The sequence below is a fragment of the Paenibacillus sp. A3M_27_13 genome (assembly GCF_024213315.1).
Taxonomy (GTDB): Bacteria; Bacillota; Bacilli; order Paenibacillales; family Paenibacillaceae; genus Paenibacillus; species Paenibacillus polymyxa_B.
Window position 1 is genome coordinate 121,985 of sequence record NZ_JANAVE010000012.1, and the last position, 20,332, is coordinate 142,316.

A 20,332-nucleotide genomic window follows, 5' to 3' on the forward strand; every position below is an offset into this window, starting at 1 on the left:
TTTGAAAATAACTGTTACCCATCGGCAAATCAGCTGTTATTCAAAGCAGCTATGCCGCCGGTCTTTAACCTCTATTCAGCTCTGTGCGAACTTCGTAAGGCCAAATTCCTTTGTACCGCTTGTTTTGTATACGCTTTCATTATAGAGTGGGAGGTCACTTCTGCCATTGGACACCCTTAGCTTATTGAATTGGACTTTTTTAAACTTCCTTCCTCATTTCACCGGGTGCCATGCCAAAATGCTTTTTAAATACCCGATAGAAATAAGACACATCCTCATATCCTGCCATCTCCGCAACTGCTTTAATTGAAATCTGTTTATTGGCCAGCCATTCCCGCGCCTTTTCCATTCTTCGCTCTACGATGTAGTCCGTTACATTTTGACCATACTCCTGCTTAAATACCTTGCTCATATACTCTTTGCTCACAAAAAAGTTTTTCGCCAACTGCTCCAGTGTAATCGGCCCAGCAAAGTGACTATCGATATATCGCCGTACCTCTTCTAAATTCAGCTTGTTTTTGTATTTTCGCTGCCGAATGAGCTGATCCAGTTCCTGAACATAGCACGACGATACGAATTCCAGCGCATGTTCTACAGAGGACACGGCATCCTGCGGCAGTGGAAATCCTGCCTTTGTCGTAGAATTATCCAGCCCGTTATCCGCTGCAAGCTCTTTCAGCAGGGAAAGAAGCTCCTGCACCAGCCTGCCTAGCATATGTGGACTTGGTGCTCCATAACTCTCCAGCTCCTGCATAACCTGCCTGCAGGTTAAGTTCACCCCGTCACAGTTCAGCTCATTAAAATAAAGACGCAGCAGTTGCTTATACCGGGTCAACCTGTGAAAAAACTCATAATCCAGCTCTGTCGCTTCTTGCTGCTGTTCAGCAGCCTTGACCTCCAGATCGTTTTTGCATTTGAGCAACACTGCATTCAGCTCTGCAGGATTGACTGGCTTTAACAAATAATCGACAGCCTTGTAACGGATGGCATGTTTGGCATACGCAAAGTCATCATATCCGCTTACGACAATGATTTTCACATCAGGACAATGGTTATTTAGTGCTTGCAGCAGCTCCACTCCGTCCGCACCCGGCATGCGCATATCAGTAATCACAATATGGGGAGCTAACTCCCCGACCAGCCTGAACGCCTCGTCCCCGTCTTCAGCCTCACCCACTACCAACATTCCAAGTTTTTCCCATGTGCCAAATGTCTTCAAAATATCGCGGTTCCACGGCTCATCGTCCACAATTAATACTCTGATCATACTTTTCCCTCCTCTGCTGAGGTGAATGGAATGCGGATGGTGACACGTGTACCGACTCCCTGCTCACTATCTATCGTCACTCCGTAGTGCACTCCAAAATTCATCCGTATGCGTGAAGACACATTGCTCAATCCGATATGACTACCCTGCGCCCAGATCGGTTCCTCCGACGCGTTTTCCAGCTTTGCCCGTAGTTTTTCCAGCTTGTCCGGGGCCATGCCGTTTCCATTATCGCAAACCGTAATACACACATCTTGTTTCATAATCTCCACCCGAATCCCCATTTGCCATGCCCCCGCCTTTCGATCAAGACCGTGCTGAAAAGCATTTTCCAACAATGGCTGAAGCGATAGCTTAGGCAGTCGAATATCCATCGCCTGTTCTTCCGTCTCCACCTGGAACACCAATCTTTGTGGAAATCGTCGTTGCTGGATGCGCATATAGTGTCCCACATGGTCGAGCTCTGCGCGTAAAGAGGCCAAATCCTGAGGTTCCCGTACCACGTAACGGAACATCTCACTCAGCGACCGAATGACTTCATAGGTGTCCTCCGGCTTTTGAGAAAATACCATACTTCCGATCATTTGCAGCGTATTTTGCAGAAAATGTGGATGAATCTGCGCTTGGAGCGCTTTCAATTCAGCCGTCTTTTTTTGCAAATTTATACTGTATTCCGCCTGAATATGCTCGCGAATTCGGCCTGCCATCCCATGCAGACTTCTTTCCAGCAGCCCAATCTCATCCGGGCGTGTACTTGGCTGTCCAATCGGTCCTTTGATCATATCCAGCTCCTGTACGGAACGCGCCAAATGAACAATCGGACGTGCAGTCCGCCATGCGATGAAAACGGCAATGCAGATGGAAACCAGAATTGAAATCACGCCTACGATAATACCATACAGCATGGTTGAAAAGGCACTGTGGTTAATGGAGGAAGTGGGTACGATTTTGACCAGCTTTAGCCCAACTACATCCAGATCATTATAGAACACATAATGTTCAGCAGTTTGAATCACTCCAGGGCCCGACTTAACGTCACGAAGAGCTGTCAGCACACCTGCAGGTGGAGGCGACTGCCGAGCCTGTGCTGGATACATGACCCTGCCATCCGCATCTGTAATAAGCACCTGATGCTGATCCCCTCGTCCCAGCAGGCCCAGCGTCTGATCGAATTGCGACCACAATACATCCAATGAAATAGCTCCCGTCTGCTTCTGATCTTCGAAACGCCGAATACTGCGCGTCAAAGTAAAGCGTTCCGGGTCAGCAGAGCTTGGGCGAATCGAATAATCCTTATTTGCTTGCCACATCTCGGCATACTGTGGGGGAATACCGCTCACTGTCGTAATTTCATTTTGCATGCTATTGAAGGTAAACAGAGTTTGCGATTGCTTCAAATAAAGCTGGATGCCGATCACATGACTTCCGGCTGAATAATACACATTCGCCATCGTATTCAGCATTTTTCGCTGAGCATTAAATTGGCTCGAAAGATTGTCAGGCTCGCGCTCATTCAAATAATCGCTCAGATCAGGGCTGATCTGAATGCTGTAAATCAGATGATTTAGACGATCTAGCTGGTCGCTGATATAGATCCCCGTCCATTTCATATTGGACATGTTCGTCTCTACCACTTCAGTTTCCATGGAAGCTCTACTTTTTTCCGCAGCCAGCACCGTGACAGCAATGACCGGCAGCACAGATAGAACAATCATCGTCAAGATCAGCTTAAGCTGAATGCTGCGTCGATACGGGGCCGTCAGCGCCCGGAACCAGCGGACTGCTCGGGTTGGCATAGCGATGCACTCCTCTACTCAGCCATATGCGAAAACGCCCCGCAATTCGCAGGGGCGCTTCATTTACCGGATACTCCCGGAGAATACCTATATGATATTATTCGTAAGTTGGTTTCAGCTCATTATTCATCATTTACGCTTCTTCGATAATTATAACACCCCAAGGCTCTAATGGAAGCGTTTGTCCTTGGATAACTGTACGTCCCCCGATTAACTCCTTGCCGTCTCCATGTGGATATACCACCGAGCCTGCTTGTTCGGAATAGTTAAAATAGTACCGGATTGTCCGTCCCAGCTCATTTGTGCCAGATTTAACAATGATCGGATAAGACGTTTCCTGATCCACTCCCCATACTCCCGCCTTTTTGGCTACAGAGCTGAATAGTTCGCGGATGACCGCCGGGCTGACGATACAGCCGATGTAGGTCGCTGTTCCCTGACCATAGCGGTTTTGCGTAATCGCGGCATATTTTCCCCAATGCGGGTGATCGTAATAGGCCAACACTTCGGCGGTCGTCGGGGTAATCAACTCCATCCACGTATCTACCTGATTGTACTCTGGTGCCACCTCAAAAGGATTATTTTTGAGCGTCACCTTCTTCGGCTCCACGAACAAGCTGTAATGAATGCCGCAGGCTTCGCTAATCACGCCCGGCTGCCGGGACGTTCTCACCTGCACATGCTCGTCAGTAAATCCGCTTCGGAATGTGTATACTATATGACCACCTCTCTCCACATATCGGTTCAGCTTCTCCAGTAGTGCGTCTGGGGCAGAATAGAGGACCGGGACGATCAAGAGATCATAGTCGTCAAACGATTCTGTACCTGGATGAACAATATCCGTCCCGATATTCAGTTTATACAACTCGTCATACAAACGGCGTACGATGTCATTGTAATTCAACGGGCTGCTCATATTAAATTTAAACCAGTCAATCGACGTCAATGCTTCGTTGCTGACCAGAATCGCCGTTTTATTTTTCTTTTTCAGGTTGACCAAATGCGGAGACAATCTTGCAAAATCCTTCCCTATGGTCTGTGCTTCCTCATACACAGGATTCGGTTCAAAATCATGGCTGAGCAGACCCTTCCAGTAAGTTTCGAAGGAATTATGGATGGAATGCCAGTGCCAGTATGCCACCATATTGGCTCCAGAAGCCAGATGGCTGAACGCTTGCAGACGCAATTGCCCCGGATAGGGAACCCAGTGGGTAAAAGCCTGCGCTTCCGTTTCCAGCACCAGATAGTTGTTATTTTTCGTCGAACGCGCTACATCGCCACCGAAGGAAATTTCAATTCCGGTCAGATCATCCTGTGATGGATGGTAAATATCCACCCCAGTCACATCAAAGGCTTGCGATGCCGCAAAGTGATCCACGTCTGGCTGAACACCAAAGGAATGACCTCTCCATTCAAAATCAAAGTTTTGCGTAACAAATTGGTCTTCCCGCTTATATTCATTCACCAGCGCGACCTGCCATGCCAGGAAATCCGTCACCAGCTTGCGCTGGAATTGGGAAAAGGCTGCGCCCAAACTTCCATTAATCGTTCCGACCACCGAAGGAAAGTCCTCCCAGCTATTGATGCGATTACTCCAGTAGTCCAGACCAAATTTGCGGTTTAGCTCCTCCAGCGATTCGAACCGCTCCCGCAAATACTTTACAAATTGCAATTGCACATTGGGCCCACTCGTGTGGTAATGCTTGGTCTCATTATCCGTCTGAAAGCCAATGACCGCCGGATGCTGACTCACCCGTCCGATCAGCTTGCGTATGATTCGCTCGGCATGGAACAGGTACACCGGGTTCGTTATGTCCATAATCTGGCGAGCTCCATATTTGCCCGGACCTTGAGGCGTTGTCGCCAATACATCGGGATGCTCCTTCACCAGCCATGTGGGTACGGCATAGGTGGGCGTCCCCACAATGACTTCGATGCCCGCCTTATGCATGGCGTCCAGCACCCGATCCACAGAGGTAAAATCAAACACGCCGTTTTGCGGCTCATGCGTACTCCAAGTGGATTCGGCAATCCGCACCACGTTGATGCCCGCATCCTTCATCATTTGGATATCCTGGTCCAAACGGTCATATGGCATATACTCATCATAATAGGCAACACCGTACAGTAGCTTTTTCATCAAGTCGTCCTCCAATTAGGTTCGTTAGGGTATGTGGAGCTATATAAGGTTATTTTCAAACACCGTGGCTGTTATGCGGTTTTTTCAGGGATGGAACGGATATCGTCTTGTCGGCAACACCCTGCTTCGCAGAATCTGCCTGTTGTAGATTTTTTTTCGCACTTGCCAGCCAGCCTTCTACGTCTTTTTCTTTAATCTTGTACAGCCATGCAAACAGACCTGCCGTAATTAAGGCCCCCACTCCAGGTACTACTGCATAGAGCGCGAATATCCATGTGAGAACCTGTCCGGTCTGCGGTACATTCGGGACATAGCCTGCAAAGGCAAGCGCATAAGCGACGATTCCACTGGCTGCCGCTCCCCCCAGTTTTCCTGCAAACGTTTGGGTAGCAAAAGCGGTACCACTGGCACGTACGCCTTTTTTGAATGCGCCATATTCCACACAATCGGCCGTAAACATCGGTACCATGAGCTGTGGTGCAGAGCTGAACAAACCGAAAAGAACCGCAAATACACATACGACAACAGGGTTGCTGTAACCGATTACAAATAAGGACAAGCCCGTAGTAAACAATCCAATCAAGCTGACGACATTCACTTTCCACTTGCCGAATCTTTTAATAATTGGTGGTAAAATCAACGCAGTGAGCAGCTGCACACCCAAGGAAATGAACATGAGAATGGAAATATAAATAGGATTTTTCAAGTTGTATAAGGCAAAGTAACTGACGACAATCCCTTGCAGATTGGTCATAGACAGCATCATAAACGACGTCAGGTAAAATAAAAGCTGCTTGTTTTGCAATGGATACGTCATAATTTGCTTGAGCGTAACCTTCTCCGCCTTGTTGGAATACCGTTCTTTGACATTAAAGCGAGTAAAGTTCATGAGTATCAAACCCGCTATGGCAACAATCAGTGCCAAAATTGGCCATGATATCTGATTGGCCACAGCTACCGAAGATGAGGAGATGACCATAAAACCCAAGAAGACCATCGTCCGGCCTCTGGACATTAACAGATCACGTTCATGCGTATTTTTCGTCATCAGTGTAGCCAACCCAAAGCCAGGCGCATCACTGATCGTATAACACATTTCCCATGCCAGATACGTGACGGCGATATAAATCACCTTGGCGGTAAGCGACGCATCATTAGGAACGAGAAAAATAAGTACAGTAAGTATCGGCAAAATGATGGAAGCCAGATTCGTCCACGGTTTGAACAAGCCGCCCTTCAGATTGGCCCGGTCAATGATCACACCGAAGATCGGAGCGCTAAGGGCATCCCATATACGGGCTAGTACGAATAAAGTACCGATAATAGAAACAGATATGCCAACATAATCCGTATAAAATAGCATCGCAAAAGAGGCGACCAGACAGAGAATTGCGTTGCTCCCCAAAAAGTAAACGTAATACGATACACGTTCTTTCGATGTTGTTTCCATAGCTCCTCCTGATTACAATATGGCATCGCTTTCAAAAAATCTACATATAAGCGCTTTCTTTTATGTAAAAGCTTATACTATAGCATTTGTAAACGCTCTTTTATTATAGTTAAATGTTCGATACAATGAGATTGTCTAAGCGGTGTAAAATTTGCCCTAATCGAAGGTGATCTGATGATATTAAATCCTGATGTTGATCCAGCTCTATTCCACGATTGCCGATGGCTGCCCATTATTGACTGGAATGTGAAATTTTTTGGCGCCCATATTCACCGGGTCAAAGCGGATTGGTGCATGCCTGAGGAATCTCATATCGGTTTTGAAATTGCACTCATTTTAGAAGGTCGTCAGGAAACGATTATGGAAAATAACGTATATTCGGTTGGGGAGGGTGATATTTTAATCATTCCGCCGGGTTTCAAACATGTGAGTCAGTGTGTTTCCCCAAACGGCATGTACTATTTTAGCTCTCATTTTAATGTCGATGATCCATTGTTCCGTCAGGAAATGATTAAGAGCAATCAGCTCTTTTTCCCAGCGGGTACTGAAACGAATACCAAGCTGCAAAAGGTCGTCCATAGCTGGATTGGCATGGTGCAGGAAAGCGGAGAATATACGACAGCAGACCGTTTTCGTATGCAAATTGCCTTATTTGAGCTATTCGGGATATTCTCGCAAATGATATCTACCGGTTTGGAGCCCAGAATTGCGCCTTCATCCGTTCAATATGCCAAGGCCATCATGGAAGCCATTCAATCAAGGTTTAAACCTTATCGGGAAGATGAATCTGGCGAGCAAGCGTTCCGCCTTGAAGATGTGGCGGCTTCCCTCGGGATCAGTCCTGGCTATGCCCAGGAAGTGTTCCGCAAGGTATACGGCTATTCTCCACGTCACTATCTATCGGAGACCAAGCTGCATGAGGCTAAGGTGCTGATCCAGCAGCCCAATCTGCCACTCAACAAGGTAGCTTCCCTGCTCGGATACTCCAGTCTGGCTCATTTCAGCAGACAGTTCAAGCGCTGGACAGGCACCAGCCCACTTAAATACCGTCAGACGTTAAAGCCGATTACTGATGCACAAAGGATTTAAGATATAAGGACGGATAGCAAGGGCTCCACCCTGCTATTCATACAAAAAAAAGAGCGTGACACCGAATATTGCGGTTGTCGCGCTCTTTTGACTCTATTTTCTATAAGCTCTACCGTTGCCTTAATGATCTAAAATCTTGACTAAGCTCTCATTACTCGAATCACAGCCTAATATCCCCTATATGCTGGTGCACCACATACATCATCCCCATCAGGAATACGGCCAAAGCCAAGTAACCGATGCCGAATTTCCAGCGCGATGATGCGGGTACTTCGTAATATTTATCATTTTCAAACGGAATGTAATCAATCCCACACAGCAATCTGAGCTGGTACGCATCCGGCGTCGGTATATGTTCCACACCGTTCAGCCATACATGCTGGACAAGACACTGCTGTGGCAGCAGAAGCGTCTGTTCCACATCCAGACTTTCCATATACACCGTCACATATTGCTGCCCCTCCAAATCCGAGTAGGTATTAAAAGATAATCTGCGCGTGTGCTCCGGTCCGGGCAGCGGATATCCTTGCTCATACAGATGCTGTACGTTCACCAGCGGCTTTTGCAAAAAGGATTGGACCTTAACCTCCTCTTTATTGCGTTTAACATATTTTTTGTACAAATCGTAGGCAAAGAACGCCCATATCAAGAAAAATAAAAAGGATTTTAAATATACTACGACTACAATTCCACCCAATAGGCCCACCAGCCACAGCCAACGCGTCACTGCCGTGGAAATCCGTCCTCCGTCGAGCGGATGAATCGGCAGCAGGTTGATCAGGTTCAGGAAAAATCCGACATACGAGAGCGCATACAACAGGGGACTGTCTGTTGCATAGGCTCCTGCGTATACCGCCATAGCCCCAACCGTCCCAAGTAACGGGCCGCCCATGGCTACATAAGCCTCTGTCTGCGCATCCAAAGGTTGCCGTTTCATTGTGATCAGCGCCCCGAGAAAAGGAATAAATAACGGTGCTGATACGGGAAGCCCCTTGCGCTTGGCGGCCAATACATGCCCCAGCTCATGCACAAACAACAGCAACACGAATCCGACCGCAAATCCCCACGGGTAAATGATCGCATATGTGCCAATCGTTATCGCCATAGATATCAGCGCACCGCCAAATTTACTGAATTTTAAAAGGGCAAGTAACGACTTACCTTTCAGAAGAAGCAATGCTGCTGCACTACCAAGGTACCATTTGGATGAGCCGGATTTGGAATCGGTCTTTTTCTCTTCATTTTGCAAAAGTATCCGCCTCCTTTCTTTAACACTTCCATTGTATCCTGCTATGTGCAGCTTGTAAAAACTTCTCTAACTCACAGATAAGCGAACTGGGGTAGCCATTTATATTATTCCTCGTATTGTAGACATCCTCCAATGTAGGATGTTATATTGGTGCTGGGTTAGATGCCCTATTTTGTAAAGGAGGTTTGCTCTTTCATGTGTACTCACTACATGCGTCTCAGATAAAAGGATAGGCTTTTCAATGAAGCTCAACCCGTTTTTTTATATGGAAGGTTGAGGCTTGTTTAAGTTACCTTTTTTTAAACTAAATCTGAACAATGAGGTGTGTTTCATATGACTGAAAAGCGTTCCTTGACTAACTCAAAAGACGTTAGTGATATATTGGCCCTTGCCAAAAGCAACGGGCTTCACATACTACATGAAGGATTAGAGCTCAACGAGTCCGGGCTAGATTTTCGGGCACTATTCGCCAAAGACATTCAGGGTACCCCTTGGGTTCTACGTACACCGCGACGAACAGATGTGGTCCAATCAGCCGCTTACGAGCACAAAGTGCTTCAGTTGATTCGGGATACTCTTCCTGTAGCGGTACCGGATTGGCAAGTGTATCGTCCAGAGTTCATCGCCTACCCTCAACTGGAGGGCACTCCTGCCGCTACCATTGATATGGAAACCAAAAGCTACGTATGGTTCATCAATCCTGAGGCTCTGACGGAAAGATTCGTTGCTTCGCTCGCTAAAGCCCTAGCCGCGTTGCACCGGACGGATCACCAACAGGCAGCAAATTTCGGTGTCCGCGTAAAGCAGCACGACGAAGTTCGGCAATTGATGGACCAGCGGATGAAGGAAATAAGGAGCGTCTTTGGTGTATCTGGCGAGCTATGGCAACGATGGCAAACCTGGCTGGCAGACGATAGCTACTGGCCGGAATATTCCGTACTTGTACACGGTGATTTGCACCCAGGCCATATTTTAGTCTCTTCGAATACAGAGGTTACTGGAATGCTGGACTGGACCGAGGCCGAAGTAGCTGATCCGGCGATTGATTTTACGAGTTACTATACTTTGTTCGGAGAAGTAGAGCTTACTCGTTTATTGAAGCTTTACGAGGCAGCAGGCGGACGTGTATGGCCGCGTATGATCGAACATATCGTTGAACTGACCGCGGCTTACCCTGTGCTTATCGCCGAATTCGCCCTCAAATCCGGGCTAGATGAATATATGGAGATGGCACGTAACGCGCTGGGTGTCCATGAGCAAGAAGAAGGACTGCCCGACATATAATATAGCTGTAGCCACCTGGCAGGCTTTGGTTCAATGACGGACCAAGGCCTGTTTTTTTCTGCTCTCCTTTTTTTGTAAAGTTACGTTTCGCGCCCAAGTGTCCATCCTCCTGTCTGTTCTGTTATCATGTAAGAAAACGGAATAACTCAGGAAAGGATTACGAATCATGAGTTTTGAACTTACCCGGCGAGCCATCAGACAACTATGCAGTCAAGCTGCTTATGACGACGGGGATGCCTATTACCGGGCCAAAAGAGTGGCCTTTACACAAATAGATCATGATGAAGGGGTATACGAAGCTACGGTCAAAGGAAGCAGCTTTTATGCTGTTGCGGCGATGATCCGATCCAATGGAAGTATCCGAGCAGAGTGCACCTGTAGCACATTTCAGAACACCGGACGATATTGCAAACATATCGCTGCTGTTCTCCTTAACGCCCATGATATACGCCGTGGAAAAAGTCTGTCTGTACGCTCCTACGCCTCCAGACTTCATCCCGGTACTACCCCAGATACAGCAGGAAGCATGGATTCAGACGGGATGTACACATCTACAGATGCTCCGTATGATTACACTGCTAAAACGGCACGATCCTCTGACATCACACAAGGGGATCTCCAGCTGACCGACAGTATGTTAAAACTATTTGACCGCAAGCGACCGCTTCGCAGCACGCCTACCCTGCTGGATACTCGTGCGGTCTTGGATTTTCAATTCGTCATCCGGCCTTTTGCCTACGGTTACCAAAAATATATGTTTGGTGTAGAAATGAAGGCTGGCCCCAAACGATTATATATCGTCCAGAAAATTCGTCCGTTTCTGGATAGTATTGACCGTGGGGATAGCTACATGTTCACGAAAAGCTTCTCGTACGAGCCTGAGTTGTACCGCTTCCGACCTGAACATGACGCTATTCTCCAGCAATTATCCCAGGTGTGCCACCATGAGCGTATGATTCGGGAAACCTCAGGCACGTATTCATCTTCCAGTAGCCATATGAGCGGCGAGCGAATGCTCCTCATTCCGCCTGCGGCTTGGGAAAAGCTGCTCCCCTTGCTGACAACAGCACAGGGCGTCTACTTTGAAATTCACGGAAACATGAGTGAGGGTATTCCCCAGTCCGACCTGATGCTTCCACTGCAATTTGAATTTGATGAGGCCGGGGCCATAACCGAAGGCTACCAGCTAAGCATACAAGGATTGGATGACTTGACCATCATGGAGGACTATGGTGTCGTCATTGCCGATGGCAAGCTTGTCAAACAGAAGGCCGATCCCTTACGGCGTTTGTCCGAGCTAAAACGGATGGTAGAGGTACACCACAGGCGAAAAGTTCTGATTGCGCCAGAGCAGATGGAATCTTTTATGGACAAGGTTGTACCCGGGTTAATGAAGCTCGGACGTGTTCATATGACTCGGTCCGTCTCAGATCGGGTCACACAGCAGCCATTGAAGGCAAAGCTATATCTGGACCGGGTAAGAGACAAGCTACTGGCAGGGCTGGAGTTCCAATATGGGGATATCATCATCAACCCGCTGGAAACAGATGCACGAACGCCTGGTAACGACCGAATTCTGATACGTGATGGGGAACAGGAGCAGCGTATTTTGGAACTGATGGAGCATAGCTCCTTTGCCAGAACAGACAGCGGATATTTTATGGAAGATGAAGATGCAGAGTATGATTTTTTGTACCATACTGTTCCTCAACTGGAAAAGCTGCTGGACGTCTATGCTACAGGTGCAGTCAAAGCGAAAATAAACAATACTCTGCCTACCCCAAGGATACGGGCGGAATGGGATGAACGTACGGATTGGCTTGAATTTAAATTTGATATGGAGGGCATTCCGGAACCGGAAATTCGCAAACTGCTCAAATCGTTAGAGGAAAAACAGAGATATCACCGTCTGCCTAATGGTGCCTTGCTGCCGCTGGAAACAGAGGAGTACAAGGAATTGATTCGGTTCATGAATGAAACAGGTATCCGTAAAAGTGATCTGGATGCAGCGCAAATTCGTGTTCCCGTCACACAAGGACTGTATTTAATTGATCCTCACGATCATGGGAAAAACCTGACTTTGGGTAAAACCTTTCGCCAGCTGCTGGAAAATATACGTAACCCAGACCATCTCGACTTTCCAGTTCCAGACGTGCTTGCTCCTATCTTGAGAGATTATCAGGTTTACGGCTTTCAATGGCTTAAGACATTGGCGCATTACCGTTTTGGGGGCATTTTGGCAGATGATATGGGGCTGGGTAAAACGCTGCAAAGTATCGCCTTTCTCGTCTCAGTATTGCCGGAGATTCGCAGCCAGCAGCTTCCAGCCATGATCGTGTCCCCTGCATCACTGGTGTACAACTGGCGGAATGAGCTGGAGAAATTTGCTCCACACGTCCGCATCACTATCGCAGATGGCAGCCCGGAAGAACGCGGCCGGATCATACGGGATGCCGCCAGTTATGACGTCGTCATTACGTCCTACCCGCTGCTACGGCGCGATGCAGATGTGTACAGCAAACCATCGTTTCATACGCTCATACTGGACGAGGCGCAGGCTTTCAAGAACCATGCCACCCAGACAGCACAAGCTGTTAAGGATGTAAAAGCCCGTTACCGTTTTGCCCTGACAGGAACGCCTATAGAAAATACATTGGAAGAGTTATGGTCCATATTCGACGTTGTATTTCCTGCGCTATTTCCCGGTGGGAAAAGAGTGTTTCACAACCTGCCTCGAAATGTGATTGCCAAGCGGGTTCGTCCGTTTCTGTTGCGCCGTCTTAAGAGCGATGTCCTCAAGGAGCTGCCGGAGAAAATCGAATCCGTGCAGGTATCCCGGCTTCTGCCAGATCAAAAAAAGTTGTATACAGCCTATCTGGCCAAGCTCCAGCATGAAACGTTGAAGCATCTCAACGAGGAAGGATTTCAGAAAAATCGAATCAAAATTCTCGCAGGTCTGACCCGACTTCGTCAGCTCTGCTGTCATCCGGGCTTGTTCATCGAAGGGTATACGGGAAGCTCCGCCAAATTTGAACAGCTGTTGGAGATCATTACGGAATGTCTCAGCTCCGGGAAACGGATGCTCATTTTTTCACAGTTCACTACGATGCTTCAAATGATCGGACGCGAGCTTGCTCGAGAAGGGGTGTCCTACTTTTACCTGGATGGGCAGACTCCCGCTCCGGAACGAGTCGAGCTGTGCAGTCGCTTCAACGATGGAGAACGCGAGCTGTTCCTGATTTCCCTAAAGGCAGGAGGCACTGGCCTGAACCTCACCGGCGCAGATACAGTCATTCTGTATGACCTATGGTGGAATCCCGCTGTAGAGGAGCAGGCTACCAACCGCGCACACCGAATGGGTCAGAAAAAAGTCGTACAGGTTATTCGTCTCGTCGCCCAAGGCACGGTAGAGGATAAAATGTATGAGCTGCAACAAAAAAAGAAAAACATGATCGACCAGGTCATTCAACCGGGGCAAGAAACCCTTTCGGCACTGACCGAGCTGGAGATTCGTGGACTGCTCATGATCTAGCCAACTCTTCCACGCTTATTTATACGTTAGTATGACAATTCCACATGCAAAAAAAGGTCCAATCACGGTAGAAATCTTCCCGCATTGGACCTTTTTGCTTCTAAATATGATTGTTTGGATCGAGCAGATTAATCCTGTTTTAATACTCTAGGTTCAATGGGAACCAGGTTAGACTCAATCTGGGTGCGCTGAGGCTCATACCATTCAGGCAGCATCAGCTTGTGCCCTAACTCATTCAATTCCTCATCCACGGTAAATCCGGGTGGATCGGTTGCGATCTCGAATAAAATACCGCCCCGCTCGCGGAAGTATACGGCATTAAAGTATTGGCGATCTACAATACCACTGGTCCCAAAACCATGCTGATGAACCCATTCGTTCCACGCCTGATGCTCCGTATCGTCCTGCGCGCGCCAGGCAATATGGTGAACCGTACCGGCGCCGCCATTCCCCCACGGGACATCTTTGACCGGAATGTCGATCAGGTTGCCCAAATCACCTGTCGCCTGATAGCGGATGTAGCCTGCATTTGCGTCTTCTCCGATGGGAGTCATCCCCAGGACGTTCTCCAACACCTCTTGCGTATGCTTGGAATCCGCACTGTACAGTACCGCCCCGCCAAAGCCCTTGATAGCTTTATCCGTAGGCACGCCGCCAGCTGTCCACGTGTTCACCGGGCCATCTTCCCGCTCCACCAGCTCCAGATGCAAGCCCTCGTTGTCTCGGAACTGGATGAATGACTCGCCAAAACGAGTGGCCTTCGTGAAAGACACCTTCAAGCTGTGCAGACGGTTTTCCCAGTATTCCAAAGCACCGGACGGCACGACATACGTCGTAATCCCGACCTGTCCACCTCCAATCTTACCCTTGCGTGTACCCGGAGCTGGAAAAAAGGTAATGATCGTTCCCGGGCTGCCCTCTTCATTACCAAAGTACAAATGGTATACTTCTGGAGCATCAAAGTTGATCGTCTTTTTAATCAATCGCAAACCAAGTACGCCTGCGTAAAAATCAACGTTGCCCTGCGGGTCTCCTGCAAAGGACGTGATATGGTGAATTCCAGCGGTTTTCAATGACATCTTTATCACTCCTTCATTAACATGATGATTTATTTACACAAATGATTTACAAATTTCAAAATCCATTGTAGCTGACAAATTGTCCAACCGGCTTGCGGTATCCCCGTGCCCGCTGACCCGATTCGTCCTCTTTACCCAAGGTAATCATCATCACGGGAACAAATTGCTCTGGAATATTCAGTACTTCCTGCACCTTCGCCGGATCAAAACCGATCATCGGGCAAGTATCCCAGCCTTTGTCCTTGGCAATCAACATCAATTGCATAGCCGACAGACTGGCATTACGGATCGCTTCTTCTCTCTGGAAGACAGGTCCCCGCTCGCGATAAAACTGAGTTACCGATTCCACCGTACTATCATATTCCTGCTTGCTTAGGACACCTAAATTCAGGAATCCTTCGTTGAGGTCAGCTACCTTGGTATAAGCTTCTGTATCCCCCAGCACTACAATGGTCGCCGAAGCCGTTAATATTTTATACTGCTTACTTGCCTCATCATGCAGTCTTTGTTTGGTATCAGCATCCTGCACTACGATATAGCGCGTATGCTGTAAATTAAAAGCCGATGGAGCAAACTTCACCAACTGAAATATTTCTTCTAGTTCTTTTGCATCTATAGTAACATCAGGAATAAATTTAGAAGCTGATCTTCTCTCTTGAATAATATTCACCAGTTCGCTCATGCTAAGTTCCACTCCTTGATATTATTTTCAAATGAATTATCTTTAAATTAAGAATATATCTATTCGTGATTTCTGTCAAGTAAAACTATAATAATGTTAGTAAGTATTTTTGGATACAACCTAAGGGCTTCACCAGCCCTTTACAAATCCGTTGCCCGTATTCTCATCGTAATCGCTTCGCGTTGCGCTTTGGTTAAGCTCTTGAAGACTAGCTCATACGAATGGTCGATCATGCTGTACAAATCCTCCAGTGGGAAGGTAGCATCAACCTCAATCGTATTCCAATGCTTTTTATTTAAATGATAGCCTGGCTTAATTGCCTTGTTTTGTTCACGCAGATTTACCGCAATGATCGGATCACATTTCAAGGATAGGTGGCTAATGCCGTCCTTTTCAGATAATAGAGCAAACATCTTGCCTCCAACTTTCAGTACTAGCGTTTCAGCACCGAATGGATAATCCTTAACAGCCTCTTTTTGGCTCAGACCATACGCTACAATTTGTTCATACACCAGCCTTCACTCCTCTGCTTGATTCATCATCTATGAAACGATTTGTGCCCTATTATATCACGCTCTCCACATACAATAGTCCCATGTTACAATTAGAATTCTATCGGGAGGGTCAATCCTTTCTATATGAATTTATCGACCGTCCGTGACCTCATACACGTCCTAAAGATTTAGCGATATTTCACATACTGTATCTGCAAGCTGACAGCCCTTCACTTCCGAATAGGAAGTTGGAGGGGCTTGTTTTGTTCATATAGTAGAGAATGTTATGCAACAGCCCTATATTTTGGTATACTTCCGTGAGAGGCTGTATCGATACATTCGAACGGTACTCTAGTTACTGTAATTCAATATGTAGATGTGTGAGCCTATGGAGGTGAACTCGTTGGATTTTGCTCTGATCCGCAAGGACCGAGACAAAAGAACGGTCGCAAATTGACTCTTTTTTTGCCTTTCGGACCTTTTCAGCCATGTGCTAAAAGGTTTTTTTTGTGATCTAAAATAAAGGTAGGAAAGGATTTGAATGCAACCATGGCAACCTCGAAAGCACTTAATATTTTGCAATTGAAGAAAATGAAACGAGAAGGTTCACCTATAAGTATGATTACGGCGTATGACTATCCATCTGCTCGTTTGGCTGAGGAAGCCGGGATCGATATCATCCTTGTCGGTGATTCCGTAGGTAATGTGTTATCTAATTATAACTCCACACTGCCCGTCACTATGGATGATATGGTCTATCATACACGGTCTGTCGTGCGCGGTGCGGAACATACTTTTATTGTTGCGGATATGCCATTTATGACGTACCACGGGAGTAGTGAAGAAGCCCTTACTAATGTGCGCAGGCTCATGCAAGAGGGACATGCCCATGCCGTGAAATTAGAAGGGGGCATGGAAATTTGCGACACCGTGAAGCGAATTGTTCAATCCGGCGTCCCACTACTGGGGCATATCGGACTTACACCACAGTCTGTGCATCAAATCGGCGGATACTTCATTCAAGGTAAAAACTCACAGGCCGCTGAGCGCCTTCTAAATGATGCCCGGGCCCTGGAGCAAGCGGGAGCTTTTGCCATCGTGTTAGAGCTGGTGACAGAGGAAGTAGCGAAGAGCATCACCCGAGAGATATCTATTCCGGTCATAGGCATCGGTGCGGGGAGATACTGTGATGGCCAGGTTTTGGTGTATCATGACATGTTACAATACTCAGCTCCTTACCGGGAGAAGAAGTTCGTAAAAACCTATTCGGATATAGGTGCTTTGATTCGCAACAGCATCGGGCAATATGTCGAAGACGTGAAGAATCGTTCTTTTCCAGGCGAGGAGCATGTTTTTAAGGCAGATGAGAACGTAGTAGAAGGATTATACGGAAATGCAAAAGTAAAGGCAGGGACCCTATAATGCGATTTCTGATTGTAGGTGCAGGGGCGATTGGAGGCTATTTCGGGGGACTTCTTGTTCAAAAAGGAGAAGACGTGACCTTCTTCGTACGCCCTTCAAAAAAATCTCAGTTGGCAGAAGTCGGTCTGATTGTTAGAAGTGTTCATGGAGATTTCCAGACGCCAATCCGTGCTATTACAAATGGTGAAGCCGCCGATCCGTTCGACTGTATTATCATTTCGGTCAAAGCGTATCATCTTCCCCAATTGCAATTTGATCTTGAGCCTTATGTCGGTGATCATACCATGATTCTTCCGTTACTTAATGGTTACGAACATTTTGACTTTTTGCGCAAGCAATTCGGTTCTGAAAAAGTGCTGGGCGGACTTTGTTATATTGAAACTACGCTGGATCATGATGGTTCTGTTGTTCAGACAAGTCCGTTCCACCGTATCGTCTTCGGTGAATGGAACGGAGTGCACTCAGAGCGTACACAATTGCTGCTGAATCATCTTGATCATGCAGGCTTCACAGTGGCACGAAGCCACGATATCCAGCGTGAAGTTTGGCAGAAATATATATTCGTTGCCAGCTTGAGTGCAATTACAACACTGATGGATGCCTCGGTTGGAACTATACTTGCCACGGCAGAGTCACGTGCTATTTACGAAAAGCTGCTGCATGAGATTGTCACACTTGCTCACAACGCGGGGATGCCGATTGATTCAGAGATGGAAGCTCATACACTGAAAACGATGGAATCCTTACGACCAGAGATGATGTCATCCATGCAACGCGATATGCTTAAAAAGCTTCCGATTGAAGCCAGCCATCTACATGGTTCACTGCTTGCATTGGCTGCAACCAGTAATACTGTTTACCCCATACTCGAAACGGTATATGCCCGATTAAAGGTATACGAGAGCTTATTGGACACTGTCTAAAATTCAAACTTTAAAATCAATTAAAAGAGGAAGCGGCAGCTTCGAAGGTGAAAATGAAATCTTAGACTGCCGCTGCTTTTCCTTTATTAAACTTCAAAAATCTAAAGAGTTCCTGTGCTTGAGCATGCTTGCTCAAGCCCTTGAAGTAGTGCTTCTAGCTCCTGCCTAGTTTCAGCGTTTGTAATTTCACCTTCCTGATTTAGCTTCAAGGTGATATGCGGAATAATGACCTTTCCATTCTCCACAATCTGTGCATTGATCATTTGCAATGTGAGCAGCAGCGAGGCATGCGCAAGATGGCCGCCCATAGGAGACGGTGACGCGCTAATGACCGCTGTAGGTTTATTTACAAATTCACCTGAAGATACGAGCCAATCCAAGGCATTTTTCAAAGCACCCGGCACACCATTCCCATATTCCGGTGTACAGATCAGCACTCCATCCACTTGTTTCAATTGCTCCCGTAGCTCTTTTACGGAAGCTGACCCCTCATCTACATCCAAGTCAGGGTTAAAATGCGGGAGATCCCCCAATCCATCATAGACTGTGAATATCATATTTTCAGAAGCCAGCCCAATAGTAGCCTTCATAAGCGCTGTATTGGAGGACTTTTGACGAAGGCTACCCGATATAGCCAATACCTTAATTTTCTGTTCCATCCGATCATCTCATTTCTTTTAACTTGATCTAATCTTGCATATTCAGTGTACTATAGCTAACAAGAGAATTAAAAAGCAAGTGAGAATGCATTGATAATGCCGTTGGACACCTCCTGCATGATGATGAGCGTCAGCGATTTTTTCCTATGAACAAAAGGGCAATAAAAAAATGCCTGCGGCTTCGCAGGCATTCGTGATGAATCAATAGTCACTATACAAGGGTGGAATCTGTAGTGCTGAATCAAGTATCCTTCTCTTGCTTGCGTTTTATCCCAATCAGATCAAGGAAGAAAACAAACAACGGAATACCTACAATCAAGCCCCAAATTCCAATCAGATGCTCAGAGAAAATAAGTACGACAAAGGTAAAGAAGATCGGTAAATTCGTTTTGGATGACATCAGCTTCGGATTTAAGAAATAGGCCTCAATCGCATGAATCACCACGATCAGAATAACTAGATAAATCACATATTGAATGCCGCCGACACTGAAAGCGATCAGGCCGAGCGGTGCCAGTGAGATAAACACACCTGCCACTGGAACCAATCCAAGTACGAAAATGATGAGCGCAAGACCAAGCAGATTAGGGAAACCCATAATCCAGAGTGCAATCGTGGTCAATATACAGTTAATAAGTGAAATCAGTAGTTGAGCCTCCAATACCTTCCCGAACGTATCCAGAAACATACGGCCAAAATGACCCACTTCCTTGAAAAACCAACCCAGTTTGCTATCTACAAACGTAGCTGTAAAACGTGTAATATATGATTTTTCCATCAGGAAGAACAAGCTCAAAATAATCGACACCAGAAGCTGTGTTCCCAATTGACTGACCTTCATCACTGCACTCAGGCCAGGCTCAAATAGCCGCTGAACATTCAGCGTGTCCATAAATTCGATAATCGTTTCGTTCCATTGATTACGATCAGGATACATATACGCTTGCTGAATCATGAGATACACCTGCTTGACCTGTACAACGATTAGCGGCACCATTCGGTAAACGCCCCACACCATAATCAGAATTAGCAGCCCATACACCAGTAGCAACACGATCATTGACGGCACATTGACGAACCGCTTGACCAGCTTATTCACTCCGTTATATATACTACCAATCAAGATCGTAAGCAGCAGTGTTAACAACATAATATTCATCATGCTTCTTAACATAAACAACAGTAAAACGATTATCGCAAGGACGGCTACCCGCCTGACGCCCGCATGATTCATCCAGTTTCTTACCATTCGTCTTTATTCCCTCT

At 46.8% G+C, this 20,332-nt stretch carries 15 protein-coding genes; 5 read left to right on the forward strand and 10 right to left on the reverse strand.

Going from position 1 to position 20,332, the window contains the following annotated elements; genetic code table 11:
* Positions 1–199: 199 nt before the first annotated feature.
* The 4 genes from NLX82_RS25935 to NLX82_RS25950 all read right to left on the reverse strand — a co-directional run bounded on the left by NLX82_RS25935 (position 200) and on the right by NLX82_RS25950 (position 6,653).
* The gene (locus tag NLX82_RS25935) at positions 200–1,267 is read right to left on the reverse strand and encodes a response regulator transcription factor (protein WP_254349253.1); all 1,068 of its coding nucleotides are present in this window, start codon (positions 1,265–1,267) and stop codon (positions 200–202) included.
* A complete protein-coding gene (locus NLX82_RS25940; protein WP_254349254.1) occupies positions 1,264–3,063 on the reverse strand; it encodes a sensor histidine kinase in 1,800 nt (599 codons plus the stop codon). The genes NLX82_RS25935 and NLX82_RS25940 overlap by 4 nt, the downstream gene beginning before the upstream one ends.
* Positions 3,064–3,196: 133 nt before the next feature.
* A complete protein-coding gene (locus NLX82_RS25945; protein ID WP_254349255.1) occupies positions 3,197–5,203 on the reverse strand; it encodes a beta-galactosidase in 2,007 nt (668 codons plus the stop codon).
* 55 nt (positions 5,204–5,258) lie between these two features.
* Positions 5,259–6,653, reverse strand: coding sequence for an MFS transporter (locus tag NLX82_RS25950; protein ID WP_075153715.1), 1,395 nt, complete (start codon positions 6,651–6,653; stop codon positions 5,259–5,261).
* A 174-nt stretch (positions 6,654–6,827) separates the two neighbouring features.
* Here NLX82_RS25950 and NLX82_RS25955 point away from each other — a divergent pair, with 174 nt between their 5' ends.
* Positions 6,828–7,742, forward strand: coding sequence for an AraC family transcriptional regulator (locus NLX82_RS25955; RefSeq protein ID WP_023986924.1), 915 nt, complete (start codon positions 6,828–6,830; stop codon positions 7,740–7,742).
* A gap of 160 nt (positions 7,743–7,902) precedes the next feature.
* Here the strand turns inward: NLX82_RS25955 and NLX82_RS25960 are convergent, their stop codons facing one another.
* On the reverse strand, positions 7,903–8,991 hold the full coding sequence (locus NLX82_RS25960) for a site-2 protease family protein (RefSeq protein WP_023986923.1): 1,089 nt from the start codon (positions 8,989–8,991) through the stop codon (positions 7,903–7,905).
* Positions 8,992–9,324: 333 nt separating this feature from the next.
* On the opposite strand from NLX82_RS25960, the gene NLX82_RS25965 reads away from it, so the two are divergent.
* Positions 9,325–10,275, forward strand: a complete 951-nt coding sequence (locus NLX82_RS25965; protein WP_034094972.1) for a macrolide 2'-phosphotransferase — start codon at positions 9,325–9,327, stop codon at positions 10,273–10,275.
* A gap of 166 nt (positions 10,276–10,441) precedes the next feature.
* Positions 10,442–13,807, forward strand: a complete 3,366-nt coding sequence (locus tag NLX82_RS25970) for a DEAD/DEAH box helicase (RefSeq protein WP_254349256.1) — start codon at positions 10,442–10,444, stop codon at positions 13,805–13,807.
* 128 nt (positions 13,808–13,935) lie between these two features.
* On the opposite strand, the gene NLX82_RS25975 is transcribed toward NLX82_RS25970, so the two are convergent.
* From NLX82_RS25975 to NLX82_RS25985, 3 genes are all read right to left on the reverse strand, one after another.
* Positions 13,936–14,886, reverse strand: coding sequence for a ring-cleaving dioxygenase (locus NLX82_RS25975; RefSeq protein WP_053324602.1), 951 nt, complete (start codon positions 14,884–14,886; stop codon positions 13,936–13,938).
* Between the two features lie 55 nt (positions 14,887–14,941).
* Complete coding sequence (locus NLX82_RS25980; protein ID WP_023986919.1) at positions 14,942–15,568, reverse strand: nitroreductase family protein; 627 nt, start codon at positions 15,566–15,568, stop codon at positions 14,942–14,944.
* A 140-nt stretch (positions 15,569–15,708) separates the two neighbouring features.
* Positions 15,709–16,080 (reverse strand): MmcQ/YjbR family DNA-binding protein, encoded by a 372-nt coding sequence (locus tag NLX82_RS25985; protein ID WP_023986918.1) that lies wholly within the window; start codon positions 16,078–16,080, stop codon positions 15,709–15,711.
* A 531-nt stretch (positions 16,081–16,611) separates the two neighbouring features.
* Here NLX82_RS25985 and panB point away from each other — a divergent pair.
* Both panB and NLX82_RS25995 read left to right on the forward strand, forming a co-directional pair.
* Entirely contained in the window at positions 16,612–17,484 is an 873-nt protein-coding gene (gene panB / locus NLX82_RS25990) for a 3-methyl-2-oxobutanoate hydroxymethyltransferase (RefSeq protein ID WP_068941424.1), read from the forward strand.
* Positions 17,484–18,407 carry a ketopantoate reductase family protein gene (locus NLX82_RS25995; RefSeq protein ID WP_254349257.1) on the forward strand — a complete coding sequence of 308 codons (924 nt, stop codon included), beginning with the start codon at positions 17,484–17,486 and terminating at the stop codon, positions 18,405–18,407. The genes panB and NLX82_RS25995 overlap by 1 nt, the downstream gene beginning before the upstream one ends.
* A 101-nt stretch (positions 18,408–18,508) precedes the next feature.
* On the opposite strand, the gene NLX82_RS26000 is transcribed toward NLX82_RS25995, so the two are convergent.
* Complete coding sequence (locus NLX82_RS26000; RefSeq protein WP_028541058.1) at positions 18,509–19,066, reverse strand: NADPH-dependent FMN reductase; 558 nt, start codon at positions 19,064–19,066, stop codon at positions 18,509–18,511.
* A 241-nt stretch (positions 19,067–19,307) separates the two neighbouring features.
* Positions 19,308–20,315, reverse strand: a complete 1,008-nt coding sequence (locus NLX82_RS26005; RefSeq protein ID WP_023986914.1) for an AI-2E family transporter — start codon at positions 20,313–20,315, stop codon at positions 19,308–19,310.
* Positions 20,316–20,332: the final 17 nt, after the last annotated feature.

Excerpts from the sequence above, each read along its gene's own strand:
- NLX82_RS25935 (WP_254349253.1), bottom strand. The coding sequence starts at position 1,267 with ATGATCAGAGTATTAATTGTGGACGATGAGCCGTGGAACCGCGATATT.
- NLX82_RS25940 (WP_254349254.1), bottom strand. The coding sequence starts at position 3,063 with ATGCCAACCCGAGCAGTCCGCTGGTTCCGGGCGCTGACGGCCCCGTAT.
- NLX82_RS25945 (WP_254349255.1), bottom strand. The coding sequence starts at position 5,203 with ATGAAAAAGCTACTGTACGGTGTTGCCTATTATGATGAGTATATGCCA.
- NLX82_RS25950 (WP_075153715.1), bottom strand. The coding sequence starts at position 6,653 with ATGGAAACAACATCGAAAGAACGTGTATCGTATTACGTTTACTTTTTG.
- NLX82_RS25955 (WP_023986924.1), top strand. The coding sequence starts at position 6,828 with ATGATATTAAATCCTGATGTTGATCCAGCTCTATTCCACGATTGCCGA.
- NLX82_RS25965 (WP_034094972.1), top strand. The coding sequence starts at position 9,325 with ATGACTGAAAAGCGTTCCTTGACTAACTCAAAAGACGTTAGTGATATA.
- NLX82_RS25970 (WP_254349256.1), top strand. The coding sequence starts at position 10,442 with ATGAGTTTTGAACTTACCCGGCGAGCCATCAGACAACTATGCAGTCAA.
- NLX82_RS25975 (WP_053324602.1), bottom strand. The coding sequence starts at position 14,886 with ATGTCATTGAAAACCGCTGGAATTCACCATATCACGTCCTTTGCAGGA.
- NLX82_RS25980 (WP_023986919.1), bottom strand. The coding sequence starts at position 15,568 with ATGAGCGAACTGGTGAATATTATTCAAGAGAGAAGATCAGCTTCTAAA.
- panB (WP_068941424.1), top strand. The coding sequence starts at position 16,612 with ATGGCAACCTCGAAAGCACTTAATATTTTGCAATTGAAGAAAATGAAA.
- NLX82_RS25995 (WP_254349257.1), top strand. The coding sequence starts at position 17,484 with ATGCGATTTCTGATTGTAGGTGCAGGGGCGATTGGAGGCTATTTCGGG.
- NLX82_RS26000 (WP_028541058.1), bottom strand. The coding sequence starts at position 19,066 with ATGGAACAGAAAATTAAGGTATTGGCTATATCGGGTAGCCTTCGTCAA.
- NLX82_RS26005 (WP_023986914.1), bottom strand. The coding sequence starts at position 20,315 with ATGGTAAGAAACTGGATGAATCATGCGGGCGTCAGGCGGGTAGCCGTC.